Source organism: Reichenbachiella sp. MALMAid0571 (genome assembly GCF_040151475.1).
Taxonomy (GTDB): domain Bacteria; phylum Bacteroidota; class Bacteroidia; order Cytophagales; family Cyclobacteriaceae; genus CAXBNB01.
Window position 1 is genome coordinate 100,801 of record NZ_JBDKWG010000133.1, and the last position, 22,628, is coordinate 123,428.

General features: G+C 38.5%; 15 protein-coding genes. 1 reads left to right on the plus strand and 14 read right to left on the minus strand.

Annotated features, from left to right (window positions below; genetic code table 11):
- Nucleotides 1–210 precede the first annotated feature (210 nt).
- A complete protein-coding gene (locus tag AAOP42_RS13210; RefSeq protein ID WP_349529001.1) occupies nucleotides 211–1,125 on the minus strand; it encodes a hypothetical protein in 915 nt (304 codons plus the stop codon).
- A 381-nt stretch (nucleotides 1,126–1,506) separates the two neighbouring features.
- Here AAOP42_RS13210 and AAOP42_RS13215 point away from each other — a divergent pair, with 381 nt between their 5' ends.
- Nucleotides 1,507–3,438: an alkaline phosphatase family protein gene (locus AAOP42_RS13215; RefSeq protein ID WP_349529002.1), complete on the plus strand. Its 1,932-nt coding sequence runs from the start codon at nucleotides 1,507–1,509 to the stop codon at nucleotides 3,436–3,438.
- Between the two features lie 15 nt (nucleotides 3,439–3,453).
- Here AAOP42_RS13215 and AAOP42_RS13220 read toward each other — a convergent pair whose 3' ends face one another.
- From AAOP42_RS13220 to AAOP42_RS13280, 13 genes are all read right to left on the minus strand, one after another.
- Complete coding sequence (locus AAOP42_RS13220; RefSeq protein WP_349529003.1) at nucleotides 3,454–4,689, minus strand: NAD(P)/FAD-dependent oxidoreductase; 1,236 nt, start codon at nucleotides 4,687–4,689, stop codon at nucleotides 3,454–3,456.
- Nucleotides 4,690–4,807: 118 nt separating this feature from the next.
- Nucleotides 4,808–5,266 (minus strand): hypothetical protein, encoded by a 459-nt coding sequence (locus tag AAOP42_RS13225; protein WP_349529004.1) that lies wholly within the window; start codon nucleotides 5,264–5,266, stop codon nucleotides 4,808–4,810.
- 11 nt (nucleotides 5,267–5,277) lie between these two features.
- Complete coding sequence (locus AAOP42_RS13230; RefSeq protein WP_349529005.1) at nucleotides 5,278–7,155, minus strand: LamG-like jellyroll fold domain-containing protein; 1,878 nt, start codon at nucleotides 7,153–7,155, stop codon at nucleotides 5,278–5,280.
- Between the two features lie 12 nt (nucleotides 7,156–7,167).
- Nucleotides 7,168–7,965, minus strand: coding sequence for a hypothetical protein (locus AAOP42_RS13235; RefSeq protein ID WP_349529006.1), 798 nt, complete (start codon nucleotides 7,963–7,965; stop codon nucleotides 7,168–7,170).
- An 11-nt stretch (nucleotides 7,966–7,976) separates the two neighbouring features.
- Entirely contained in the window at nucleotides 7,977–8,615 is a 639-nt protein-coding gene (locus tag AAOP42_RS13240) for a fasciclin domain-containing protein (protein WP_349529007.1), read from the minus strand.
- A 29-nt stretch (nucleotides 8,616–8,644) separates the two neighbouring features.
- Nucleotides 8,645–10,156, minus strand: coding sequence for a RagB/SusD family nutrient uptake outer membrane protein (locus AAOP42_RS13245; RefSeq protein WP_349529008.1), 1,512 nt, complete (start codon nucleotides 10,154–10,156; stop codon nucleotides 8,645–8,647).
- 11 nt (nucleotides 10,157–10,167) lie between these two features.
- Nucleotides 10,168–13,209 carry a SusC/RagA family TonB-linked outer membrane protein gene (locus AAOP42_RS13250; RefSeq protein ID WP_349529009.1) on the minus strand — a complete coding sequence of 1,014 codons (3,042 nt, stop codon included), beginning with the start codon at nucleotides 13,207–13,209 and terminating at the stop codon, nucleotides 10,168–10,170.
- 32 nt (nucleotides 13,210–13,241) lie between these two features.
- Nucleotides 13,242–13,856 (minus strand): fasciclin domain-containing protein, encoded by a 615-nt coding sequence (locus AAOP42_RS13255; RefSeq protein WP_349529010.1) that lies wholly within the window; start codon nucleotides 13,854–13,856, stop codon nucleotides 13,242–13,244.
- A gap of 16 nt (nucleotides 13,857–13,872) precedes the next feature.
- A complete protein-coding gene (locus AAOP42_RS13260) occupies nucleotides 13,873–15,279 on the minus strand; it encodes a RagB/SusD family nutrient uptake outer membrane protein (RefSeq protein WP_349529011.1) in 1,407 nt (468 codons plus the stop codon).
- Nucleotides 15,280–15,281: 2 nt separating this feature from the next.
- Nucleotides 15,282–18,104 (minus strand): SusC/RagA family TonB-linked outer membrane protein, encoded by a 2,823-nt coding sequence (locus AAOP42_RS13265; protein ID WP_349529012.1) that lies wholly within the window; start codon nucleotides 18,102–18,104, stop codon nucleotides 15,282–15,284.
- A gap of 127 nt (nucleotides 18,105–18,231) precedes the next feature.
- Nucleotides 18,232–20,070 carry a LamG domain-containing protein gene (locus AAOP42_RS13270; protein ID WP_349529013.1) on the minus strand — a complete coding sequence of 613 codons (1,839 nt, stop codon included), beginning with the start codon at nucleotides 20,068–20,070 and terminating at the stop codon, nucleotides 18,232–18,234.
- 437 nt (nucleotides 20,071–20,507) lie between these two features.
- A complete protein-coding gene (locus tag AAOP42_RS13275) occupies nucleotides 20,508–21,455 on the minus strand; it encodes a carbohydrate kinase family protein (RefSeq protein ID WP_349529014.1) in 948 nt (315 codons plus the stop codon).
- A 6-nt stretch (nucleotides 21,456–21,461) separates the two neighbouring features.
- Entirely contained in the window at nucleotides 21,462–22,622 is a 1,161-nt protein-coding gene (locus AAOP42_RS13280; RefSeq protein WP_349529015.1) for an SIS domain-containing protein, read from the minus strand.
- Nucleotides 22,623–22,628 lie beyond the last annotated feature (6 nt).

The following is a 22,628-nucleotide window of genomic DNA, read 5'->3' on the forward strand; positions in this document are numbered from 1 at the left end:
ATCAATTTTCATTCCAAAAATTGAATATATATTAAATTAATGTTATGTTTATTTACTATTAGTAAAGTAATTTTAACACATCAAAGCCAGGTATATGGCTAAAGTTAATAATAGCAGAACAGGTAAATAAATACTCCACCTGAAAAAGTACCATTAAAATTCAAGAAGCATTTAACCTACTTGATTTTTCTCAACATTAAAGAGATTAAATTATAACTCAGCTCTGAACTTGGATACCATACTTTTTTCTCTTACAAGGTCCTGAACATCAAACGTGGGATGAGGTAAGATCAAGCATTCTACCAGGTCATTTTCACCACTTATGTAGTCTATTATTTCCTTGCTGATATCTGTAGGATAATCGTCTTTCTGGTAGTATTTGGTAGGAATTTCGTTGAACTCATCCAAGCTGCATTCCGATTTGGCTTTGGTTAGAATAATTCTTCTGGCAATTGGAGATTTAGAAAAACCCAAAGACAAATAGATTCCCCTCAACAATTTAAACTTTCGCGTAAACGGTTGAATCAATTGAATCAAACCAGTTTCTTGTATATCGTCTCTTGAGTCAATCAAATGCATGCTGATCATGTGGCTGCCACATAGGAACATGAAACCTTCAAATGGGTACTGTGAATGCTGATTCCCTTTGTAAACTTCCACATGTTTTTTCAAACTGTTGTTACTCACAAGCAAAGGTTCATGCTTTATGGTATTAGAATTAGAAGAAAGAGTGAAACAATCGTACAATCCTAAAAAATGAGAATTTATTGTTTCATAAGAATTGGCTATAACTTTCTTGTATGGATCATAAAATTGTGAATTCTGATTTATGACAGTTTCATTCGAAACTGATTTAAGTGTTTTGATATAAGAAGAAATATTTCTTATGGTCTTTTCCTTTGAAATATTATTGACCAAATCAAAAGCTTTGTCAATTGCCACTTCATCCGAATGTGATTTTACTTTGGGTTTGATAATGGCAGGAATTACTGTTTTGCACAAACCAGACAAAACAGGAGGGTGAAGTCCCAGAATTTGGGAAATTTCATGCATTTTATAGCCTTTGTCTTTGATCTCTTGAACCAGGATCAGAAATTCTTGTGATTGCTCTCTTATTAATTCCATTTCATTTTTTTTCGTACAAAACATTTGTACCATCCATTGTAGTGATCACAGTAATCTGAACAGTAAGGCAGTCAACCTTCCATTAATTAATGAAACTAAATATTAATTAATATTTATCATCTTGACCAATCTAATATTTAATAATCAAACTTTAAAAAAAATCTTAATTCGTAGAAAAATAAAGTTTATATTTTACATTTTATCGATAAAATAGTATTAATTGTATTTTGAATATTAGTAAATTTTTAAAACACATATATAATATATGTAAATATACTTACCTTTAGGTTTCTATTATATTTTATTGTTTTTATCTTGAAAAAAGACAAATCAACCTACCTCAAAGTCAATTTTTTCCTATATCAGTATATATTAAGAGAGATGAACAATACGTACGAAGTGAACCTTAATACTTTTATGAAAAAGCTATTTATTTTACTCATCACCATTATTTCTAATCTTTGCGCTGTTCAGGCTCAAAAAGTAAACAAGGTTTTGATTTTCGGATTAGATGGGGCCAGGCCAGATGCCATCCAATTTGCAAATACTCCCAACATAGATGCATTAACGGCCAATGGCACTTACTCATGGGATGCACTGAATGAAGGCACTACCTCCAGTGGGCCAGGGTGGTCAAATATTCTCACCGGAGTATGGCAAAACAAGCACGGAGTAAATGACAATTCCTTTTCCGGCAGCAACTACAGTACTTACCCTCCTTTGTTCAAGTACATAGAAGATTTCAACCGACAACTGTTTACTGTTTCTGTATGCGAATGGAGTCCGATTAACAATTCAATTGTAGGCAATTATGCCGACGAAACTATCAACACAACTGGCTCTGCAGATACTGAAGCAAAAGTGATTTCTTACCTAAAGTTTGGAAACCCAGACCTTTTGTTTGTCCATTTGGATTCTCCAGATGGTGCTGGTCATGGATACGGTTTTTCATCAGACGTACCTCAATATGTTTCAACACTTGAGGCTGTAGATACTTCTATAGGAAAAATGCTTGAGGCACTGGCATCCAGGCCCAAAAGAGACAATGAAAATTGGCTGATACTTTTGACTACCGATCATGGTGGATTGGGTCAAAGTCATGGGGGAAATTCTATAGAAGAACGCAATATTTTCTTTATAGCAAGTGGTGACAATGTAGAGAAGAAAAAAACAGAAAAATCTCCTGGTGAAGAAAAAATAATAGAACCCGTTGAAAATTGCTTAAATGACCCTGTGGAATTATACTTCGATGGAAATAACGATTACATTCAAATACCTGAGTCGCCTCTTTTAGATTTTGGTACCTCTCAGGATTTTTCTGTAGAAGTACGGATCAGAACCGCAACTGCAGCAGATGTAAGCATAGTTGGAAATAAAGACTGGGGCACAGGTCGCAACAAGGGTTTTGTGTTCTCTTTTAGTAGTGGCACCTGGAAAGTAAATGTCGGTGATGGAGGATTCAGCAACCGTGTGGATATAAATGGAAATAATGTATCGGACAATGAATGGCATACACTAAGTGCCACTTTTGACCGAGATGGAGATTTAAAAATATATGAGGACGGGACATTGGCAGGAAGTAAGTCATTGACCAATATTGGTGATATTACTACCGGATTACCATTTTCGATAGGAGCTGATGGTTTGAAAGCCTATGATTATAAAGGTTACATTGCTGAAGTCAGGGTTTTTAACAATATTCTGGACGCAACTGATATAGACACCTGGAAATGTAAAAAGTTAGATAATACTCATAGTAAGTACGACAACCTGATTGGTTATTGGAGGTTGGTAGATGGAGAAAATGTCACCACCGTGGCGGACTTAAGTAGCTCAAAATTAGACGGATCTCTCACAGGAGCTATCTGGGAAGATGCTACTGATAGTGAAACTATTATAGAATATGATTATTCTGAAACACCCAGACAAGTGGATGTTGTTGCCACAGCGTTGGAATACCTATGCATCCCAATCGATCCCGACTGGAAGCTCGATGGAGAAATTGTTGGAGTGACTTGCGTAGAACCTGTTATTGCCTCATTGTCAGATAATTTAGAAGCAAGAAATTTAATGGTATATCCAAATCCATCAAATGATGGACAGAGTTTGAATCTCATCTATTCAGGCAATAAATCAGGCCAAAAAGCAGTAGCTATTCTTTATGACAACACGGGCAAAAAAATTTCCAAGCAGAAAATGATTTTGGAAGAGAAAATGACTTTTGATGTGAAAGACATTCCTCCGGGAATATACAACCTTGTGCTGGAGTTGAAATCTAACCAGCTTAAAACAGGCCATATTTCAATCAAATAAATGATCAATTTAAAGTCATCCAGACTTTTTATGAGATCTGGCATCAGCACATCTCTGCCTGAACTCTTCGCTCAAAGGATTTAAAGCCCCAAACCGATCAATTTTAAAAGGATTGATATCGCAATATGGGTTTGTGCCTGTAATGATTTCACTAATTATTCTGCCCATGCCTCCTGATACTGCTACTCCGGCTCCCGAACACCCGGTAGCAGCCAGAAAACCCTTAATCTGAGGTAGCCCACCTAAAACAAACATCCCATCAGGGGTATAAGTCGATACACCAGCTATATAATGTGCTATTTCTATTTCATCGAATTTTGGAAAAAATCTTTGCAACCGTTCTCCTTGTTCTAAAAGGATATTCCATCGGTCTTCAGGATCCCCAAAAACATAACCAGTCAGATCGGATGGTAATTTTTCCGGATTGAAATGCACCGATTTTGATTCCCTTAATCCAAACAACAAAGCACCCGATTCCGGTCTGGTATAAGCAGAGGCATCCGGCAATATCACAATCGGTTGAGTTGCAGGAAACAATTGAGGGTTGGCAGAAGTAATCCAATAGTTACTCCTTACTGGAGTCACCGGCAATCCTATTCCTACTTGTAAGGAAAGTAGATTAGACCAGGCACCTGCAGCATCAACAACATAATCACATTCTATTATTCCATCTTTGGTTTTCACTCCCTTTATACAGTCACCCTCTTGTACCAACCCTTCTATATTAGTGTATTGTTGTATGACTGCTCCATGCTTTCTGGCTGCTTCCGCAAAGGCATTTGTCAAAACATAAGCATCCATAAATGCATCATCCGGCATAAAAGAAGCCTTTATGATTTCATCCGTTTTTAGCCATGGCACCATAGCCTGCATCTCTGATTTTGAAATGTAAGAGTGTGAAATATTGAAATCATCAGCAATAGAAGTCAATTGATCCAAATCCTCAACACTTTTATCCGAAGCAGCTAGGTGCAAACTACCAACCATCTGAATGTCTAATTTGTTTTCAATTTCATCATTCAGGCTATCCATCGCATGATAAGTTTCCTGTACCAGGGGTATGATATCAGGTTTGCTTCGGATTTTGGTGAGTAAAGAAGCAGCAAGGCTGGTGTTTCCAGAGCCAATTGTATTTCTTTCAAGCAACCTTACTTTTACACTTTTTTTTGCAAGATAGTAGGTAATGGCACACCCAATTGTTCCTGCTCCTATTACTACAACTTCAGATTTGCCGTTTTGGAAACTATTCATTTTTTATAAATCAATAAACCTTATAACTGATGATAACGATTTAAACTAAAAATTCTCAAACAACATACTTGAAAGTAGTTGCTTGAGAATCGTAACTTAGGTTGGTTATTGTAAATAATTATAATCTTTGAAATGACACTTGATAGCTCCCTATGGCATCACCTCTTCCTGTTGCATTTACAGCATTGAATAGAATAGTGATTGTATCAATATTATCAGAGTAGCTAATAGTAAATGAAGTGATTGGACCTACTTCAGTAAGCACTACATCGGTAGTAGTAGTACCATCAGCCCAGGCCCAACTTCCTGTTTTGTTTCCGAATGTGGACAATGATCCGTCAGACAAAAACTTATCAGGATTTCCATTCTCATCTACGGTAAATAATAGTGTCAACAAACGGATGGCATCAGCTGACTCTATATCAGGAGCCACAATATTAAACGCTGCACCCCAGTCACCCGCTAAATTTTTTGCTGCTATTTGCTGATCCGTAAACTCATGCTCAGACAGTTTATCTTCGGTACAACTCATTGAAAATGATGTTATTACCAATAACAGTATCGTATATTTTTTCATAATAATTCCGTTTAATTTTTAATAACAAATTTCCCTTTGTAACTGAAGGTCTTTCCCTGAATATGGTACAGGTAATAACCTTTGTTGTGAGAAGAAACATCAAGTGAAATATCAGAATATCCTGTGGTCAATGATTCAAATTGGATTTTTTCACCATTCAAATTAAAAACAGAAACAGTCACTTCATTACCGGGCTTCAAGGTTTCACTAAAATGAAAATTAAGCCTGTCACTCGCCGGATTAGGATAGATAGCAACATCTTTCGTCTCCATTCTTACATCAGTCCCCAATACAATGTTAGGAATTACCAAATCAACAATATTTCCATCTAAGCCCCAATCAGAATCTATATCAACTCCCAAGTGTGACAATAAGGTTGTAGCGATATCCACATGAGTAATAGATCCGTTTGCAGGTACTCTTTTTGTCCCGACCAGCTCACCATCATACCCATTACCGCTCGAATCAACTACTTTTTTTCCTTCATGTTCATCAAATTTCCAATAAGCAATAATATGATCCCAGTCCGGGTGTCTGTTTTCTATATTTTTTTCATCTTTCCAGGCAGCTATAGTCGCAGGATCAAGTACCTTGTCAAAAATCCTTACTTCATCATATACCCCTTTCCATTGATTACTCCCATTGGCGTAAGCTAATGTACCATCTTCACCCAATGCCAGATAATCATAAGGGCTTCTGATAGAAGCATCGTCACCATACCCCAAAGGTGTCCTACCAGACTCCAAACCATCTGTGTAAAGAATCGCATCTCCATCCTTATCAAAACTAAGCACCAAATGATGCCACAAATCATCTTCAATAGGCCATTTGGATGCATCCAAATCAATATCCTTTCTGTTTCCATTCTGATCTGCTACATTGAATTGCCAGGAAGATCCTCCTCTTGCCAACACCCAACCCGGGTTACCACCACTGTTCCAGTCTTTATCTCCGATAATACTTGGATCAGAACTGGCATCTTTTGGCTTCACTCTCAATTCAACGGTGAAATCATTCATATTTTCAAGCTTGGTGCCAGTCTTATCAATTTTGACATATTCATTAATTCCAGGTCTTAAAAACACTGCATTATCCTTGCCTTTTTCTGCATCTAAAATATCGAGAATAAACTCTCTGTTTCGAACAAAATCACCACTGATAAAAATAAATGGAGAAATTTCATCCAAACTCTTTCCACCAATTTTTCCGTCAATTGTTCCTCCATGGTTGGTGGTTAAAACAATCATCCAGTTTTCATTCTGATAGCTTGATCTGGCTGCCAAAGAACTGATAACAGTGCCAACCTGTTCATCATAATATTGGATAGCTTTGATATACTCAGCTCTTCTGGCGTCAAAGCCTTTGCCTTCACCATAAGCTTCATGAAACACCTGATCCAATTGAACAAAAAATGCACCCACATCCTGATTCGATTTTATATAATCAGATGCCTCAGCAACTACTTCATCATCAGAATCAAAAGACACATTGTGACTAATGTTGGATGGTATTTGTGTTGCTATAGAATCATTGCTTACAAATGAAGCCGTTTTGATGCCTGCTGCTTCTATATAGTCAAAGAAATGTGGGTAAGTGGCATAATCATTTTGAGTAAAAGTCGGCTGTTCAACCTTATGTTTAGCCGGCCATACACCAGTAAGTAAAGACGACCAGGTCGTAGAATTATAAGTAGGAGCCAGCGTAAGACCTGAATAGGTATATGTGGCGTTTTGTATCAACAAATCTATATTGGGTGTATGTGCTACTTCCCAAGCCTTTGGATTGATACCATCCAAACTGATGATTAAAAACTTAGGTGTACTTTGTGAAAATACATTACCTATTGCAAACATCAGGCACGATATTGTGAGTAAAACTTTAAATCTCATATCTCAAATATTTTATTTGTAAAAAGTGACTTTGTAACTACCAGGCTTACCAAGTGCAAAATTGATGTACCGTTGGTCTTCATTTAGATAAACATAAGTATCTGCAGGACGGACTGGAAAATCAACTTCCCAAAGTTCACCTTCTGCGGTATCGTCAACAAAAATGCCTTTGAAACCCTTTGCCCTCTCGGCTACAAAATCTATTGAATCAGCAGGTATAACAACGGAATTTTCATCGTAGGCTGTAAATAGAATCTGATTAGGAGAATCTGCAATACGCTCAATTACAGGAACTCCGCTTTGAAAATCGCTAAATCCAATGATATCAAAATCTTTTACTTCTAAGATTAAGGCATCATCCAGTATGGCTGAACCTGATACATTAGTGACCTTAATATTGAAATGATATTTGTCAGCTGCTATGTTATTGCCTTCTCTTACTATAAGCTTACCTGTATATTCTCCCACGCTTACAGCGGGCAGACTTGCTATTTTGGTTTTCAATGCCAATGCTTCAGCAGACTCATTTCCTGTGATGGCCTGAGTGTAAACAGGTACTTCGATCAACTCAAACAGCGCATCTGTAGAAGAACCATTCTCGGCGGTTACGCTTTCAATCTCAAATTTTATAGGTAGAGAAGATTTAGAAGACAGAAACTCCCCCAATTCATCTCCTAAGCTGGTGACAATGGTCTGTTTCTTATCTTTATACTTGATATCTACAGACAAGGTACCTTGCGTTTCCGGCTCTTCACAACCCCATATACCTATGGTGCAAAGGGTTATGAAAGTATATAATATTCTTTTCATGTTATTCTAATTTAAAATCCGAATGTGTAACTAACAGAGACTATATGTACCACACCATTGGTTGATTCCAGATCGGTAGTACTCATCACTGAAAATCGCTCCTGTTCTTCAAGTATTCCCGTATTAATGTTAGGAACCTGCACTGTGGCACTATAAACTACACTTTTAGGCCCATATCCCGGAATACCACCTCTGGGACTATTTGCAAAAAACACGCTAACAGGTTCACCATTGGCATTTGTTGTCTCAATTTTTCCTTTTTCAGGAATATCAACCCTCATCACTTCTTCAGAAATCATGTATTTCTTGAGCAATAAGCCCAAAGTATCCTTTACTGAAGCTGGAAGTTCTTCCAGTGATTTAGGTACCGGATCCAATTCAAGTTTGTCAATAAACAGTTTGAATGCTCCATTTTGAGGAGCAAAAAATGTACTATTCTCAGCATTCACAAGGTCTTTCAAATTGTTTTCGTCTATCACCCAAAGCAGGGTATCAAAGTACCTTTGCTTCTCTACTAAAAAATCATAAGTAGAAACATTTAATTTACCATCTGACAATCCGCCATCAAAGTAATAGTCATCCTGACAACTCATTAAACTGCCTGCCAGAAGCACCAGGGCTATTGCTATTATATTTAAGTTCTTTTTCATATTGATATCTCTCTTAAATTATTAGAATTTTACTCCCAAAATGAATTTTGAGTCATAGATGGGTTGCTAAGGAAAGCTTCGTCTGCCACCGGCCAAAATGCCGCTCCATTTTTTTCGTCATTTTCTGAAATGAATCCGGTAAACTCATGTATGATGCCATTTCTCATCAGATCATAATAGCGATGAGATTCACCTGTCAATTCGCGTCTTCGTTCCTGAAGTATCTCGCCAATTAGTTGGTCTTGATCAGTGTTCTCATAATCGTCAAGTCCCGCTCTTTCCCTTACCATATTCATGTGCAACAACGCATCTGCAGTATCACCAAGACGGGCAGCTGCCTCAGCCCTGAGCAATAGAATTCCTCCGTATCGAAACAGCATGATGTTATGATCGTACTGCGCAGTGAAATTTGGTGCTTTTTGATACTTAGCAAACATTACCCTGTTTTCATCATTAGCCAAAGGATTGGCATTGATTTCATAATTTGGCTGAGGGCCAATACTCATAAAAAATTGTGGAATTCTCTTGTCACTCAGGTCAGTGTACATTTCCAAAATCTTACTCTTAGGAATTCCAAAAGAACCATTCTCTCTTGTAGTAAATGGTTGGATAAAATACCAATTCACAGCTGAGCCATAGTAACCCAGGCTCTCTCCGCTTTCAAATGAGTAAAATATTTCGAATATGCCTTCATCGCTACAGCCTTCATCAAACAATTCACGGAATTCTTCGGTTTCCATCAACCTGTAAACATTGCTTTTTTCAATAGCATCAATGGCGTCAACTGCTTTTGCATATTCTCCCTGCCACATATATACATGAGCCAAAACAGCATTGGCAGCTCCACTAGTGGCCGTAGTTTTCGATTTGCATCGATCAGGAACACCATCCACCAAATACTCTTCAGGAAGATCTTCCAATGATAGCCTCAAATCGTCAGCTGCCTGTTCCAATATGATATTCATATCGGTTCTGCCAAGTGGTTCAATGTTCTCAGACTTCAAATTCAATGGAACATCTCCCCAGATCCTTACCATATAAAAATACACGAACCCTCTTACAAAATGAGCATGGGCAATTGCCAGCTTTTTCTGCTCATCAGTAATGTTATTTACAATACCAGGTACATTTTCCAGTACGAGATTACACTCTTCTATCACCCTGTAAAACAGCCTCCAGTTATGCAAATCTCTAAGTGTAGGGAATGCTCTGAGGTTGTTGGCAATGATATTTTTCCAATCTGAATCATTGTCAGCCGGATTTACCCAATCTCCTGACCTTGAGTCTCCATAAATCATATAATCTCCCCAGGAACTTCCTCTTGCTGATGTAGGTACATCAGTTTTAGTTAGACCCTCAAGGGAACTTCTTAGTATAGAATAAATACTGGTGACTGCCAGTTGAGCATCGTTGTTGTTTCTCCAAAATTGCTTCTGTGTAACAGCGTTTATTGGTCTCTGATCCAGAATGTCATCGCATGAAGGTGCGACAGCTAATGACAACAGAAATAAAATTGATATTTTGATATTTAAACTTTTCATAAAATTATATTTTATAAGCCTACAATTATTCCAAACAATGCGTAGCGAGGTTTAGGATAACCACCGGAATTGTCATAACCTGAAAGTGAAACTGCCTCTGCATCCGGACCACTATAGTCCTGGAAAATGGCTACATTATTTAAAGTGGCGTAGGTCTTCAAGCTTCGTAAGCTCAACTTGTCCAAAATGGTTCTTGGGAAATTGTAGCCGAAAGTGATCGTTTGAATTCTGAAGTAAGATCCATCTTCAATAAAGGCGGCATCATTGTCAAATACTTGTGCTACCTGATTCCATGGATTTACGCTTGGGTATTTGGTCTGATCACCTGGCTGATTCCAAATACTGTACTGTGACAGATCAGAAATATTTCCACCAGCGAAACCAGAACCAAACTGAAATCTATCAAGCTGGGCAGTGTTTACGATATCTCTACCTACTACAAATGAGCACAGTGTATTGAGGTAAAATCCTTGGTATGTGAAATTATTGCTAAATCCTCCTACCCAGTCTGGGTTAGGGTCGCCACTATATACCCTGTCTTTTTCGTTGATTACAAAATCTTTGTTTTGGTCAATGATTCTTCTGTCTCCAGCTACTAAATCCTTTCCATCCCATCCTTTGAGTTTGGCACCATTTTCAGGATTGACAGGCACTTCTTCTTCACTTTGATAAGTACCATCAGAAATAAACTGAAACATTCCATTTAAAGGGCGTCCTACCCTGATGATAGAACCTCTACCTTGATCTCTGATAATGTCTTCATTACCTCCGGCAATGGCGGTTACTCTGTTTTTATTATAAGCAAAGTTGAAATTGGTTGACCATGAAAATTCTTCATTTTGAATGTTTACAGTATTTAATGTTACTTCAACTCCTTGATTCAATACATCGGCTGCATTTTTAAAGATCTGAACATATCCGGATGTATTTGGCAAATCTGTAGTCAATAGAAGTCCTTTGGTAAGTTTATGATAGTAATCAAATACCAAACTTATTTTACCATCAAACAGTTCTAAATCCAACCCATAATCAAACATAGTGGTTTGTTCCCAAGTAAGTTCTGAGTTTTTGTAACCATCTGTCCATACCGGGTTAAATCCACCGTTTCCTCCATAACCAGCAGTTGGCTCCAAAATACCAAGGGCTAAGTAATCCTCACTAAACTGTCCACCAGAGAGTCCTACACTGGCACGTAACTTTCCAAAAGTCAGAAATGGAATATCCATAAAAGACTCGTTTGAAAAAGTCCATCCTATAGCTCCTGAAGGAAATACTCCCCATTTGTTATTTTCACCAAACTTGGAAGAACCATCTGTTCTCAATGAACCAGAGATCAAATACCTGTCGTTGAAAATATAGTTTATTCTGGAGAAATAAGATAATATGGCATTAGCAGAATAATTAGATCCTCCGTCTGCCACTGCTACCGGAGCATTTACATTTTCAGCTATACTTTCCTGACTGGTATTGGCAGATGCTACCGTAGATTCAGATTTAGTGTATTGCACTCCCTGCCCAACCAAGAAATCAATATAATGGTGGTCGTTGATGGTATTTTTATACGTAACCGTATTGTCCCAGATTAGATTTTGTGTTTCACCCAAAGACGACTCTGAGGTTCTGTCAATACCATCTCCTCCATCCGCTATCACAATTCTTTCAGGATATTTCTCATCCCTCATTGATCTGGAATAATCCAAACCTCCTGATGTTTTGAAAGTAAAATTTTTGAGAAACTCATAAGAAATATTCAGGTTGGTTCGAATTCTGTTGTTGATATTTCTATCATCATACTTCACCTGATCACTAAAACCGTCTAAGATCGGAGAGTCAGGAGCAGGAAGTAAGGAAGAGGTAAATCCAGGCTCTGCAAGAGAAAGTCGTCTGGAATTGTTGGTTCGGGATATCCCAACCACAGAGTTGATTGACAACTTTCTGTCAAGACCAAAAAATGTACTGTTGAGCAACATATTTGATCTTTGAAACTGGCTATTGATGGCAATCCCTTTGTTGATAAAATGTCCCATACTCAAACTGTAGTTACCAAAATCACCTGCTCCTCTGATCGATGCATTGTAATTTTCAGTTTTACCCATGGAATAAACTTCCCTTTGCCAGTCTGTAGAATTATTGTAATAAGGATTTAAGCTATCAGACAAAATAGCAGGTAACGGTAAGTTAGGATTGTACCTGTCGTACAAAGCCACTTTTTGTCTCCTTTCTAAGGCACCTCCTGCAGTATTGATCAACTGTGGCACCAAACTAATACCTACCAAAGATGACAGGGTAATTTGTGGTTTTCCACGTTTTCCTTTTTTTGTAGTGACCAAAATAACACCATTGGCTGCCCTCGATCCATAAATGGCGGCTGCAGAAGCATCTTTAAGTACTGTGATATTCTCTATATCATTGGGATCAATGTCTGCAAGTACGTTGGTTCCTGTAACATTAAATTCACTCGTTGCTTGTGATAAAATAGGAATACCATCTACCACGTAAAGCGGCTCACTGGCTACTTCGCTTCCTCCACGAGTCACCGCCGAAAGCCCTCTGATGATCACCACCGGAGCAGCACCAGGTTCACCTGTGTTTACCTGAACGTTTACACCTGCAACCCTACCCTGCAACATCCCTTCCATATTCTCAGCAACCTGAGAACCCGCCAGGTCAGACATTTTGATATTGGAAATGGAGCCTACATTGTCTTTCGCTTTTTGTTCTCCATAAGCCACTTCGATTACAACTTCGTCGAGTTGCTCTGCATCAGAAGCCATCGCTACATCTATTACAGATTGAGCACCAATAGTAATCACCTGGCTGGCATATCCAATGTATCTAAACTCCAATGCAGTGGCTCCAGCAGGCAAGGACAACTGGTAATAGCCCTCTATGTCAGTAGCAGCACCTCCACCATTAGGTGATATGATCACTGAAACTCCCGGAAGGCCTTCACCTTCTTCTCCGGTTACCCTTCCTTTCACAATTTTTCCCTGTGCATATATCAGGTTTGATATACTGGCGGAAAGTAAAATGAATAGTAATATTTTCTTCATATTAAATATATTTTTTTTCATATAAAATTTATTTAAAACCCAAACTTATGTTCATGATCTAAGACATGAACCACACCGTTTGTAGTCTGAATATCACCGGAGGTAACCAACACTTCTGCCGATGTAGTACTCTTTTTATCTGCTTTCAAACTGGCATATAAGTCAGCATCAGTGTATATAATGTTTTTAGCTCCTACATTCTGAACACCTTTGTATTCTCCAGATACTATTTTCACATTCATGTTGATAGCATTGGCAGTGACTACATCGTCACCAAGTCCCGAGGTAATGCTATTTCGTAGCATTTTAGCATCCACTATGATGTACTTCTGAAGTAAAGAGTCTAAATCATCCACATTTGCTTCTGCAACTGAACCGTAATCCATACTACCCAGGTAGTTAAGAATTGATTCATTTTGCAAAGCGAACAATGTGACATTGTCTTGATTGACAAGTGCTTTTCTATCTGTCTGATCTATGACCTTCACCAGCTCTGAAAAATTGTTCGGATGTGCACTCAAATAATCGTAGCTTGTCATATTAACCACTCCTGAAGCAGTACCGGATTCTATAAAATAGTCCTCTGTACATGAAGTAATCACAACTGCAAGTACGAGCAATAATTTTCCTTTAAATATATTTTTCATATTCGTACTATTTTAGTTAATTCCAAAAAGGATTTTGAGTCATCAAAGCATTGTTATCAAATGCTTCACTTGAAATAGGCCAGTAAATTATCCCATCTCTGACATCAGCAGGAGATATAGTAGATACCTTCTCAGATACTTTACCAAATCTCACCAAATCAAAGAAGTCTTGCCCTTCTCCATATAATTCTCGTCTTCTTTCGGTAAAAATTGCCTCTTCCAGTGCTCCGTCATCCAGTTCTACATAATCAGGAAGTCCAGCTCTGTTTCTGACTTGATTTAGAAAGTCCTCTGAAGCTGAAGGATTAGTAACCATAGTGGCTTCTGCTCCTAGCAACAAGATGTCCGAATACCTGAAAAAGCTACTATTTACCAGTGGGAAATTGCCCTTTCTGTAAGAAACAGTTTCAGTTCCATCATTAATACTGAAATACTTCGTTCTTCTGGCATCTGATGAACTATAAAGAGCATTTACTTCTGAATAAGTTGGTGGATCTATTCTTGACAGTAGTTTACCATTGAAAAACACCTGATCATTGAACATATCAGAATTCAAATCCTGATACTCAAAATCAGAATTGAAGTTTGAAAGAGCAGAAAACACAAATATGTTTTCAATTGTATTACCCTCGAAAACCCTGGACAAATCATTGGCCAAATCGTGCAACTCATACCTTTCAAGGTTAATTAGATTGTTCACCGCTTCTAATGACAATGGATAATTTCCATTCCATGCATGAATATGCGCAAGTAAAGCATAACACGCTCCCTTAGTAGCTCTGGTTATTGAAGAGCTAAAATCTTCATCACCGCTTTCTGTTAAATATACATCAGGAAGTACAGCCGAAATAGCAGTTAAATCTGTAATCAGGAAATCCAACAAATTAACTTCAGAAGTTCTGGACATGGCATCAATCTGGCTTGTTTTAGTAACCAAAGGAACATCTCCCCAAATTCTTGCCATATTGAAGTATAGAAATGCACGAATAAACTTTGCTTCCGCTATGATATTGTTTTTTTCCTCTTGAGTGATAAAGTCAGGTATATCACCGATCTTCTCAATGACCACATTGCATTGGGTAATTGCCTTATAAAACCTTCCCCAATCTTTCAAAGTACGAAACAATGCCTGGCTGGAATGCAACTCCTGATTGTACAATTCTTCAGCTTCAGGGCCATTTAGTTTCAGCAAACCAGATCTCACATCGCTATACAATGCCCAGGAAGTTTCGGTAACGATTGCCCTTCTGGCCAATACATAGGCTCCTGAGATGGCCATAAATGCACTCTCTCTTGTGGTAAAAAAATCTTCTTCTTCCCCTTTATTGAGGTCATTGATCTCCAAAGTATCACACGATACTACAGGAAGCCACAAGCTCAACAACAGAGAGAGTTTTATCAGTAAACTTTTTCTATTTTTCATAATTATAATCCTAAGCTTAGTCCAATTGAAACTGATTTGTAACGAGGAGTTCCCGTGGTATAAAGATTGAATCCATTAACTGCATTCCAGTTTTCCTCTGGGTCTAACCCACTATAGTTGGAACCAGCAACAAACAGATTTTGTCCGGTTATGAAAACCCGACCACTTCCAAAACCAAGTTTTGAAAGAGTAGATTCACTGAAATTGTATCCGAATGTCAAACTGTTCAACCTGATATATGATGAGCTCTCTATCGCTGCAATGCCTTGAATACTTACATCGTTAGCATCAGAATTCAATAAGTAATAATTTGTACTGGAGCCATTGCCTTCAAACATTCCTCTATTCAACTCATCAACATTGGATGTGTATCTCTCACTCACAGATTCGGTAAGGATTTTTCCTCCAAATGAGTAAGAAAACAATCCATCAAGGTAAAATCCTTTGAATTCCAGTGTGTTGCCAAACCCTCCGTACACATCAGGCTGTGGGCTACCCACAAAATACCTGTCATTTTGATCCAGAATATAATCACCATTCTTATCCAAAATCTTTGGCATTCCTTCTCCAAGCTCTACACCGGAATAATTTAGTTTCAATCCTGTAGCAGGGTCAACCGGAACATCAGAGTCACTGGTATAAACTCCATTGGCAGCATGAGCATAGAATCCGTTTATTGGTCTTCCTTCAGTGATTGACCCGTAAAACAGATTGTTGGCATCAGCAGGCATCTCAGTTACTTTGTTGGCGATCAAGGAAGCATTTAGCCTCGTGTTCCATGAAACCTCTCCTACCGCAACATTTGCAGATACACCTAAATTGAAGCCGGTATTTTTCATACCAATACCATTTTTTACTTCTTCAGAGTATCCCACAGTGTTTGGTAGCATTACCTGATAGTGGTAATTACTAATACTATTTGTGAAATAGTCGGCCGACACAAACCACTTGTTGTTCAATAAACCTAAGTCAACTCCAAAATTGTAGTTGGTAGATTTAGGATTGGTAAAACTGTGGTTGGTTCTTGAATATCTGGTAACACCAGTACCATTCTCTCTCACTCCGGCATAATCTCCTATGGTGCGTATATCACTTTTCCAAAGATGGTCTTCGGTGGGTAAAATTCCAGACTTGCCATAATCAGCCTTCAGGTTTGCATAAGAAATCCAACTCACGTCTTCCAATAAAGAAGTTTGGGCTATGTCCCAACTGGCACCAACCGCAGGATAGATTCCCCAACGCTCATCTTTCGGAAGCTTGGAGGTACCATCTGCTCTAATCACTCCACTTAACACAAGTCCATCCAGCACCTCATAGTTAGCATCAGCAAAAAATGACAACAGTGCATTCTTTGACAAGAAACTTCCACCGTCTATAGCACTAAGTGATATTCCTGTTATGGTTTTAACAAAGTTACTGGTTCCGGTAGCGTCTCTATCAGCAGACACTTCAGTGTATTGTCTGTCATCAACTATGATGCTCTGACCAATTGTAACATTAAGTAGACGCCCGTTAATCTTTTTAGAATAAGCCAACGTGTTTTCATTCATTACCTGCTGCCTTCTGGTAGTAAATGAACTGATGAAAACCCTTCCGCTGTTTACTGTGGATGGCACAAAATAGTCTCTCCTACCAGTCTCATAATCAAGGCCTATGTTAGAATTGAAAGTTAAATTATCAGAAAACGCATAGTTGAGGTTGATGGCAGACAACAAATGATTGTTTACATTAACATCTCTCAACTGATCGTCATCTTCGAAAATGGTAGCCGGAAAAATTGGATTATCATTTTCAGCAAAAAATGATTGCTGAAACAAGTTGGATGTACTGTTTCCTCTATCCACTCTCGCAGCAAGCAACATCACTCCCAAGGTAAGTTTGTTGGTTACATTGTAGGTGGTGTTAAGATTGAGGTTCAATCGTTTCAGACCAACACCACTTTTCGGTGACTCTTCATTGTAATACCCCATGTGTAGCAGATAGTTTCCATAAACCCCACTATTACCAATGTTCATATTTACATTCTGAACAGACCGGGTCTCATAATTGTCCTTTTGCCAATCTGTGTTATAGCCATAAAATGCATTGGTACTATCACTCAGGTACATTGGGATTTCAATTCCATCCAGATCGCCAGGCAGTACAATAGCTTTATTATAAAGACTTCTCAACCTTCTTCTTTCTGCATTTCCACTGATGGTTGATCTCAACTGAGGAACGAAATTGACTCCACCGGAAACACTGACAGAGATCTTTGTGCTTTCATAAGCTGCTCCATCTTTAGTAGTAATTGAAATGATTCCATTGGCTCCTCTGGCTCCATATCTTGCCAAAGAAATCGCAGAGTTCAACACCTCAATAGACTCTATATACTCAGGGCTAATCTGGCTAAGTGGATTAATTTGCGACGCTTCAGATGCATCTACATAAATTGGCACTCCATTTAACAAAATCAATGGTCGGTTTTCAATGCCTACAGATGCTGTATTTACTGTATTTACTGACATCACACTTTGAATACCCGGAGAGCCATTCCAGTTTTGAACAAAAAAGCCTGATAGCCTTCCCTGAAGTAGATCTTCCAAATCTGCCGCAGGTATGTCTTTCAACTCATTGCCATAAATCTTTTTATGGTTGGCTTTTATTTCCTTCTCTACCAAGAGAGAATCTTGTTCTGAAGAAGTCGATTGCTTCGACTTCTTGTCATTTCCAATGTCATATCCACCAGAGGCCTGAATATTTGCTACCAAAAGAATTTGCAACAAAATCACACAACCTGAAAGTTTAAAACCCACATTGGTTTTTGGTTGTAAATTTTTTGTCATATTATCATAGGTTTTATTAGTTTTTCTAATTTTAAACATTAGTGCTTTTTAAAATTTTTATTTAGTAAGAACACTTTGAAAAGTAAGCCGACACGGTACATGTACATGTGCCAGCTTTCGAAAAATTTTATTCGTTGTATAGAGCTAACATTTCGGCAGCAGAAAGTGCATAGTCGAAAATATAGGTATTAGAAACTTTCCCCTCGAACCAGTCTCCATAGGAAGCTGTACCCTCCTGAGCTATTCGTATCGGGAATCCGCTATTTATTTCCCCGGTCAAACCTGCCAAAGATGAAGAACCCATTTCGACACCATCCTGATACACAGTAGCATTACCATCCCTATCAAAAGTAGCTGCTATTAAATGCCAGGCACCATCATTAACAATTCCACCATTTATATCAACTCGTTCTCTATTTGTGTCAGCCACATTTAGCTTCCAGGTACTATTGCCACGAAAAGCCAGGACAAAGCCAGGATTACCACCACTGCCCCAATCTTTATCACCTATTATTGATGGATCGCTATTTGTGGCGGTAGTATTTACCCAGAGGGCAACAGAAAAATCTTTGTCATATCTAAAATCAAGACTGGATTCCTGATTGGTAACTGTCAATTCATCTACTATAGTCAGGTATTCAGGATCACCATTATACGTTCTTACAAGCCTGCCCGTACCATTGACATCTTCTACTGTGTAAACGCCTGAAGACTTATCATCAACAGTCAGTAAAAAGTTCTCTCCCTCTGAGGTTCGATACTGCACACTGTTCTGCATTGCGGCTACCTCTGCTGCGGTCACAGCATAGTCATATATGATAGGCTCACCAGATTGACCTGGAAAAAAATCTCCATAAGTTCCTGTACCATCTTGTCCCAAATTGATTGGAAAACCGCTGTTCATATCACCAACTGCTGACATATTTGCTCTGCCCAGTTCCATTCCATCCTGATAGATCACTACATCTCCATCTCTATCCAATGATGCCACCAGGTGATGCCATTTTCCGTCATCCACTTTTTTCTCAGCTCTCATTGCGTCACTTACTGTTACATCCAATCTATTTCCTTCACCATCGGCCAAATTAATTTTCCATCTTTCATGAGTAAGGAACATAGTAAAGCCTTTGTTGCCACCACTACCCCAATCTTTATCACCAATAATGGATGGATCACTTACATCTTCGGTTATCTTAACCCATAAAGACACAGAGAAATCTTCAGTATAGCGGAAGCTCAAAGCATCAGTATCAATGATTTCTACATAGTCATCTTCTCCATCAAAAGTAAAAAGGTGACCATAAGTACTGTTTTCTTCTACTAAAGCACCATTCACCAAGGTTTTCAATTCCAGTATCTCACCACCTTGTTTTTTAAGAAAGCCATAAGCTCTCGGTCTGATGTTGGCCATGTAAAATACAAAGTCCAATGTCTGAACTGAAGCTTCTTCGTTACCCGATGCGTTGTTATAGGTAATAACAAATGATAATGAACCCTCATCTCCAGGGCCAAAGTTTAAATCATCAAAGTTAGAAGAAAATGAAACCACATACTCATTATCATCATTGATTGTAGGGACAGCTAGTTCTTTAAGCACTTTGTTGTCACCTATTAAGACTTCAATTTTGGAGGGCTCTAGTTTCATCACCACATCCAAAGACACATCTTTTCCGGGAAGGTAACGATCGGATTTGGAAGGGTCGTAAGACAAGGCTGCCAACTCTTCTTCGGTATAAGGCTCTCCGGTTTCAGGATTATCGTGCCTGATCACAGCTTCATTACCAACCAAACGCTCATCAACCGGAACTTCTTCCAATTGTGCAGCTACGATCGGTTCGGTTATTTGCTCTTCACAGGAAATAATCAAAGTCAGGAAACAAAGTGCCACCAACGACAGCAAACCAAGCTTCCATTTCGATAATCTAATAGCAGAAAGTTTTTCTCTAATTAGTAACAGTTTTACCATATTTTAATTGGTTTAGTTAAGTTTTTTTTCAACGAAATATTGAGCGTTTTTCAAAATATCAAAACACGTCCTCTTTTATTATCGTACAATTAAACTCGACTTCTTGCTGTCATCCCAATGCCTATTATTAATTAATAAATTATTAATCATTAATTACTATTAATTAATAATACAACAAGAGCTAAAACCCTTTCTGATTAGTCTTTTTAAAGAATTTTGGAAGAAAATAATCAATCCTTCAGGCAGATCATGAATCAAACATTAATGATCTGAAAATTTGATTTACAGGAACAAGTGAGAGTGAAAGAAAATTAGTCGGGTATAAAATTGGTATGAAATTTCTCAGGAGAAATCCGGATGTGGGAAATTATTGAATAGCAAGAAATGGCGCAAATGACACTTCTAAATCTTAATTAAAATTGCTAGAGAAAAATCATCTAATTGCCCTCATAAGAAAAGCGTTTCCGGCCTATTTCAACAACAGCCTCAACACTCTTTATAACAGCTGTACCTCCTGCTCCTGTGGTAGATACTGCTCCTGTTAAGTTCCCAAAATCCTGGCATTCGGGATAAGGTCTTCCCTGCACTAGTTTATGGATAAACCCTGCATCAAAACTATCACCGGCACCTATGGCATCTACCAGTTGGTCGTTAAGGTAAGCAGCTTTTTGGTAGAACTCACCTCCATAATACATCAACGACCCTTTGCTGCCCTGCTTCACAACGATGCAATTAAGCACGTCCTCCAAAGACAAAACGGCTTCTTTTACATCTTCGATTCCTGTAAGGAAACATAATTCCGTCTCATTGGGTAGAAAGATATCAACATGAGGCAATAAGCTTTTCAGGTCAAGATCCCACTTTTCAGCCGGATCAAACTGCGGATCCAAAGAGGTAGTCATCCCGGCCTTTTTTGCTCTGGCAAACAACTCTACCACATCTTTCTTCAATCCGGGTTGTAAAAAAATAGATGCGACATGCATGTGTTTGGCTATGGTAAAATGACTGTGCAACACATTTTCTAAAGAGAAATAAGCCATTGCTCCCTGATACGTAACCATTGCCCTGTCTTCATCATAGCTGAGAGCAACAGTTGCCCCGGTACCGTAAACATCAGATTTGACAATGTGCTCGGTATTTATACCGTTCGCTTGAAACATATCAACAATATAATGTCCATTGGTGTCATTGCCCAGCATACCCAGAAAAGCAACTTTAGAGCCCAAACTACTGGCATTGTAAGCGAAATTAGTAGCTGATCCGCCAATGGTAGTTTCCATCTCTTCACATAAAATCTCTTTCCCCACTACGGGTGCTGATTCTATTTTATTAAGAATAATATCTACGTTTAAATCACCTATTGTTAATATATCGAACTCTTTCATCAATTGTTATTTGTATATTTTCACTCCCTTTACTACCCGGGAAATAGCTCCATTGCTGGAAGGCTGATCGGGATTCAAAGTTAGCTCTATAGATTTGTAATAGCCAATAACCTGTGCTGGCAATACAATCACCACAGGCATAAAGTCTTCATTCAATGCTTCCAAATTAGCAACTGACAATATTATATCTAAATCAACATTATATATTTCACCCTTCCATTCAGTCACACCTACCGAGAACTTAAATTGGTCATTTGATTCTATCTGTCTCACCAAATCCAATTCATATTTATTAGGATTTGTTTTATTTGAAAATAGATAAACAATCAACGTATCTGAAGTCAAAACCACCTTTGGGCCATGCCGAAAACCCAGAAAAGAATCGTGCTTGCATAGTACCTTCCCGCTTGTCAGCTCCTGCACTTTCAATTGAGATTCTCTGGCTGCTCCCAATTGTGAGCCGGATCCTAAGAACACAACACGGTCAAAATCCATTTTAGAAATTTTCTTAAGTTTCTCAGCATAATTCTCCAGCACATTTTCAGCGTATTCTGTAAGAATATCTACCTGAGGCTTCAAAGATGGCAACTCTGACAAGCGAGACATTAACACTCCAGCCAATAGCATGGAAGTAAAACTTGAGGTCATTGCCAACCCCTTATCATTGGCTGATTCCGGCAAGGTGAAAATCAGGCTCTTTTCATCTCCTGTCTTAGCCTGGGCGAGCTTTCCTTCACGGCTACAAGTAATAATCAAGTGATAAACCTGATCACAGATTTCATCGGCCAACTCCACAGCCGCCAGACTTTCCGGACTATCCCCAGATCGGGCAAACGAAATCAGAAGTAACGGTATGCGTTTTTGAAGGTACAATTGCGGATGAGAAACTATATCGGTAGTAGAAACAGCTCTGGATAGTATGTCACAATTCTTTTGAAAAATACCTTGCAAAACTTCCCCAATGTATGCAGAACTTCCTGCACCTGTAAGGACAATATGTAGCTGATCAATAGAGAGTACATTGTTAATAAAGCTGGTAAGTTCTTTCCCCCCATCCAACAACTTTAGGTACGTCTGCTGCCAAACCAATGGCTGACGGGATATCTCTTCCGATGTATATACATCTCCTGCCCTGCTGTTTTCCACTCCCTTATTCAAATAATTCACCTGCTT

Excerpts from the sequence above, each read along its gene's own strand:
- AAOP42_RS13215 (WP_349529002.1), top strand. The coding sequence starts at position 1,507 with ATGAACAATACGTACGAAGTGAACCTTAATACTTTTATGAAAAAGCTA.
- AAOP42_RS13235 (WP_349529006.1), bottom strand. The coding sequence starts at position 7,965 with ATGAAAAGAATATTATATACTTTCATAACCCTTTGCACCATAGGTATA.
- AAOP42_RS13260 (WP_349529011.1), bottom strand. The coding sequence starts at position 15,279 with ATGAAAAATAGAAAAAGTTTACTGATAAAACTCTCTCTGTTGTTGAGC.
- AAOP42_RS13220 (WP_349529003.1), bottom strand. The coding sequence starts at position 4,689 with ATGAATAGTTTCCAAAACGGCAAATCTGAAGTTGTAGTAATAGGAGCA.
- AAOP42_RS13230 (WP_349529005.1), bottom strand. The coding sequence starts at position 7,155 with ATGAGATTTAAAGTTTTACTCACAATATCGTGCCTGATGTTTGCAATA.
- AAOP42_RS13245 (WP_349529008.1), bottom strand. The coding sequence starts at position 10,156 with ATGAAAAGTTTAAATATCAAAATATCAATTTTATTTCTGTTGTCATTA.
- AAOP42_RS13240 (WP_349529007.1), bottom strand. The coding sequence starts at position 8,615 with ATGAAAAAGAACTTAAATATAATAGCAATAGCCCTGGTGCTTCTGGCA.
- AAOP42_RS13275 (WP_349529014.1), bottom strand. The coding sequence starts at position 21,455 with ATGAAAGAGTTCGATATATTAACAATAGGTGATTTAAACGTAGATATT.
- AAOP42_RS13225 (WP_349529004.1), bottom strand. The coding sequence starts at position 5,266 with ATGAAAAAATATACGATACTGTTATTGGTAATAACATCATTTTCAATG.
- AAOP42_RS13250 (WP_349529009.1), bottom strand. The coding sequence starts at position 13,209 with ATGAAGAAAATATTACTATTCATTTTACTTTCCGCCAGTATATCAAAC.
- AAOP42_RS13210 (WP_349529001.1), bottom strand. The coding sequence starts at position 1,125 with ATGGAATTAATAAGAGAGCAATCACAAGAATTTCTGATCCTGGTTCAA.
- AAOP42_RS13265 (WP_349529012.1), bottom strand. The coding sequence starts at position 18,104 with ATGACAAAAAATTTACAACCAAAAACCAATGTGGGTTTTAAACTTTCA.
- AAOP42_RS13255 (WP_349529010.1), bottom strand. The coding sequence starts at position 13,856 with ATGAAAAATATATTTAAAGGAAAATTATTGCTCGTACTTGCAGTTGTG.
- AAOP42_RS13270 (WP_349529013.1), bottom strand. The coding sequence starts at position 20,070 with ATGGTAAAACTGTTACTAATTAGAGAAAAACTTTCTGCTATTAGATTA.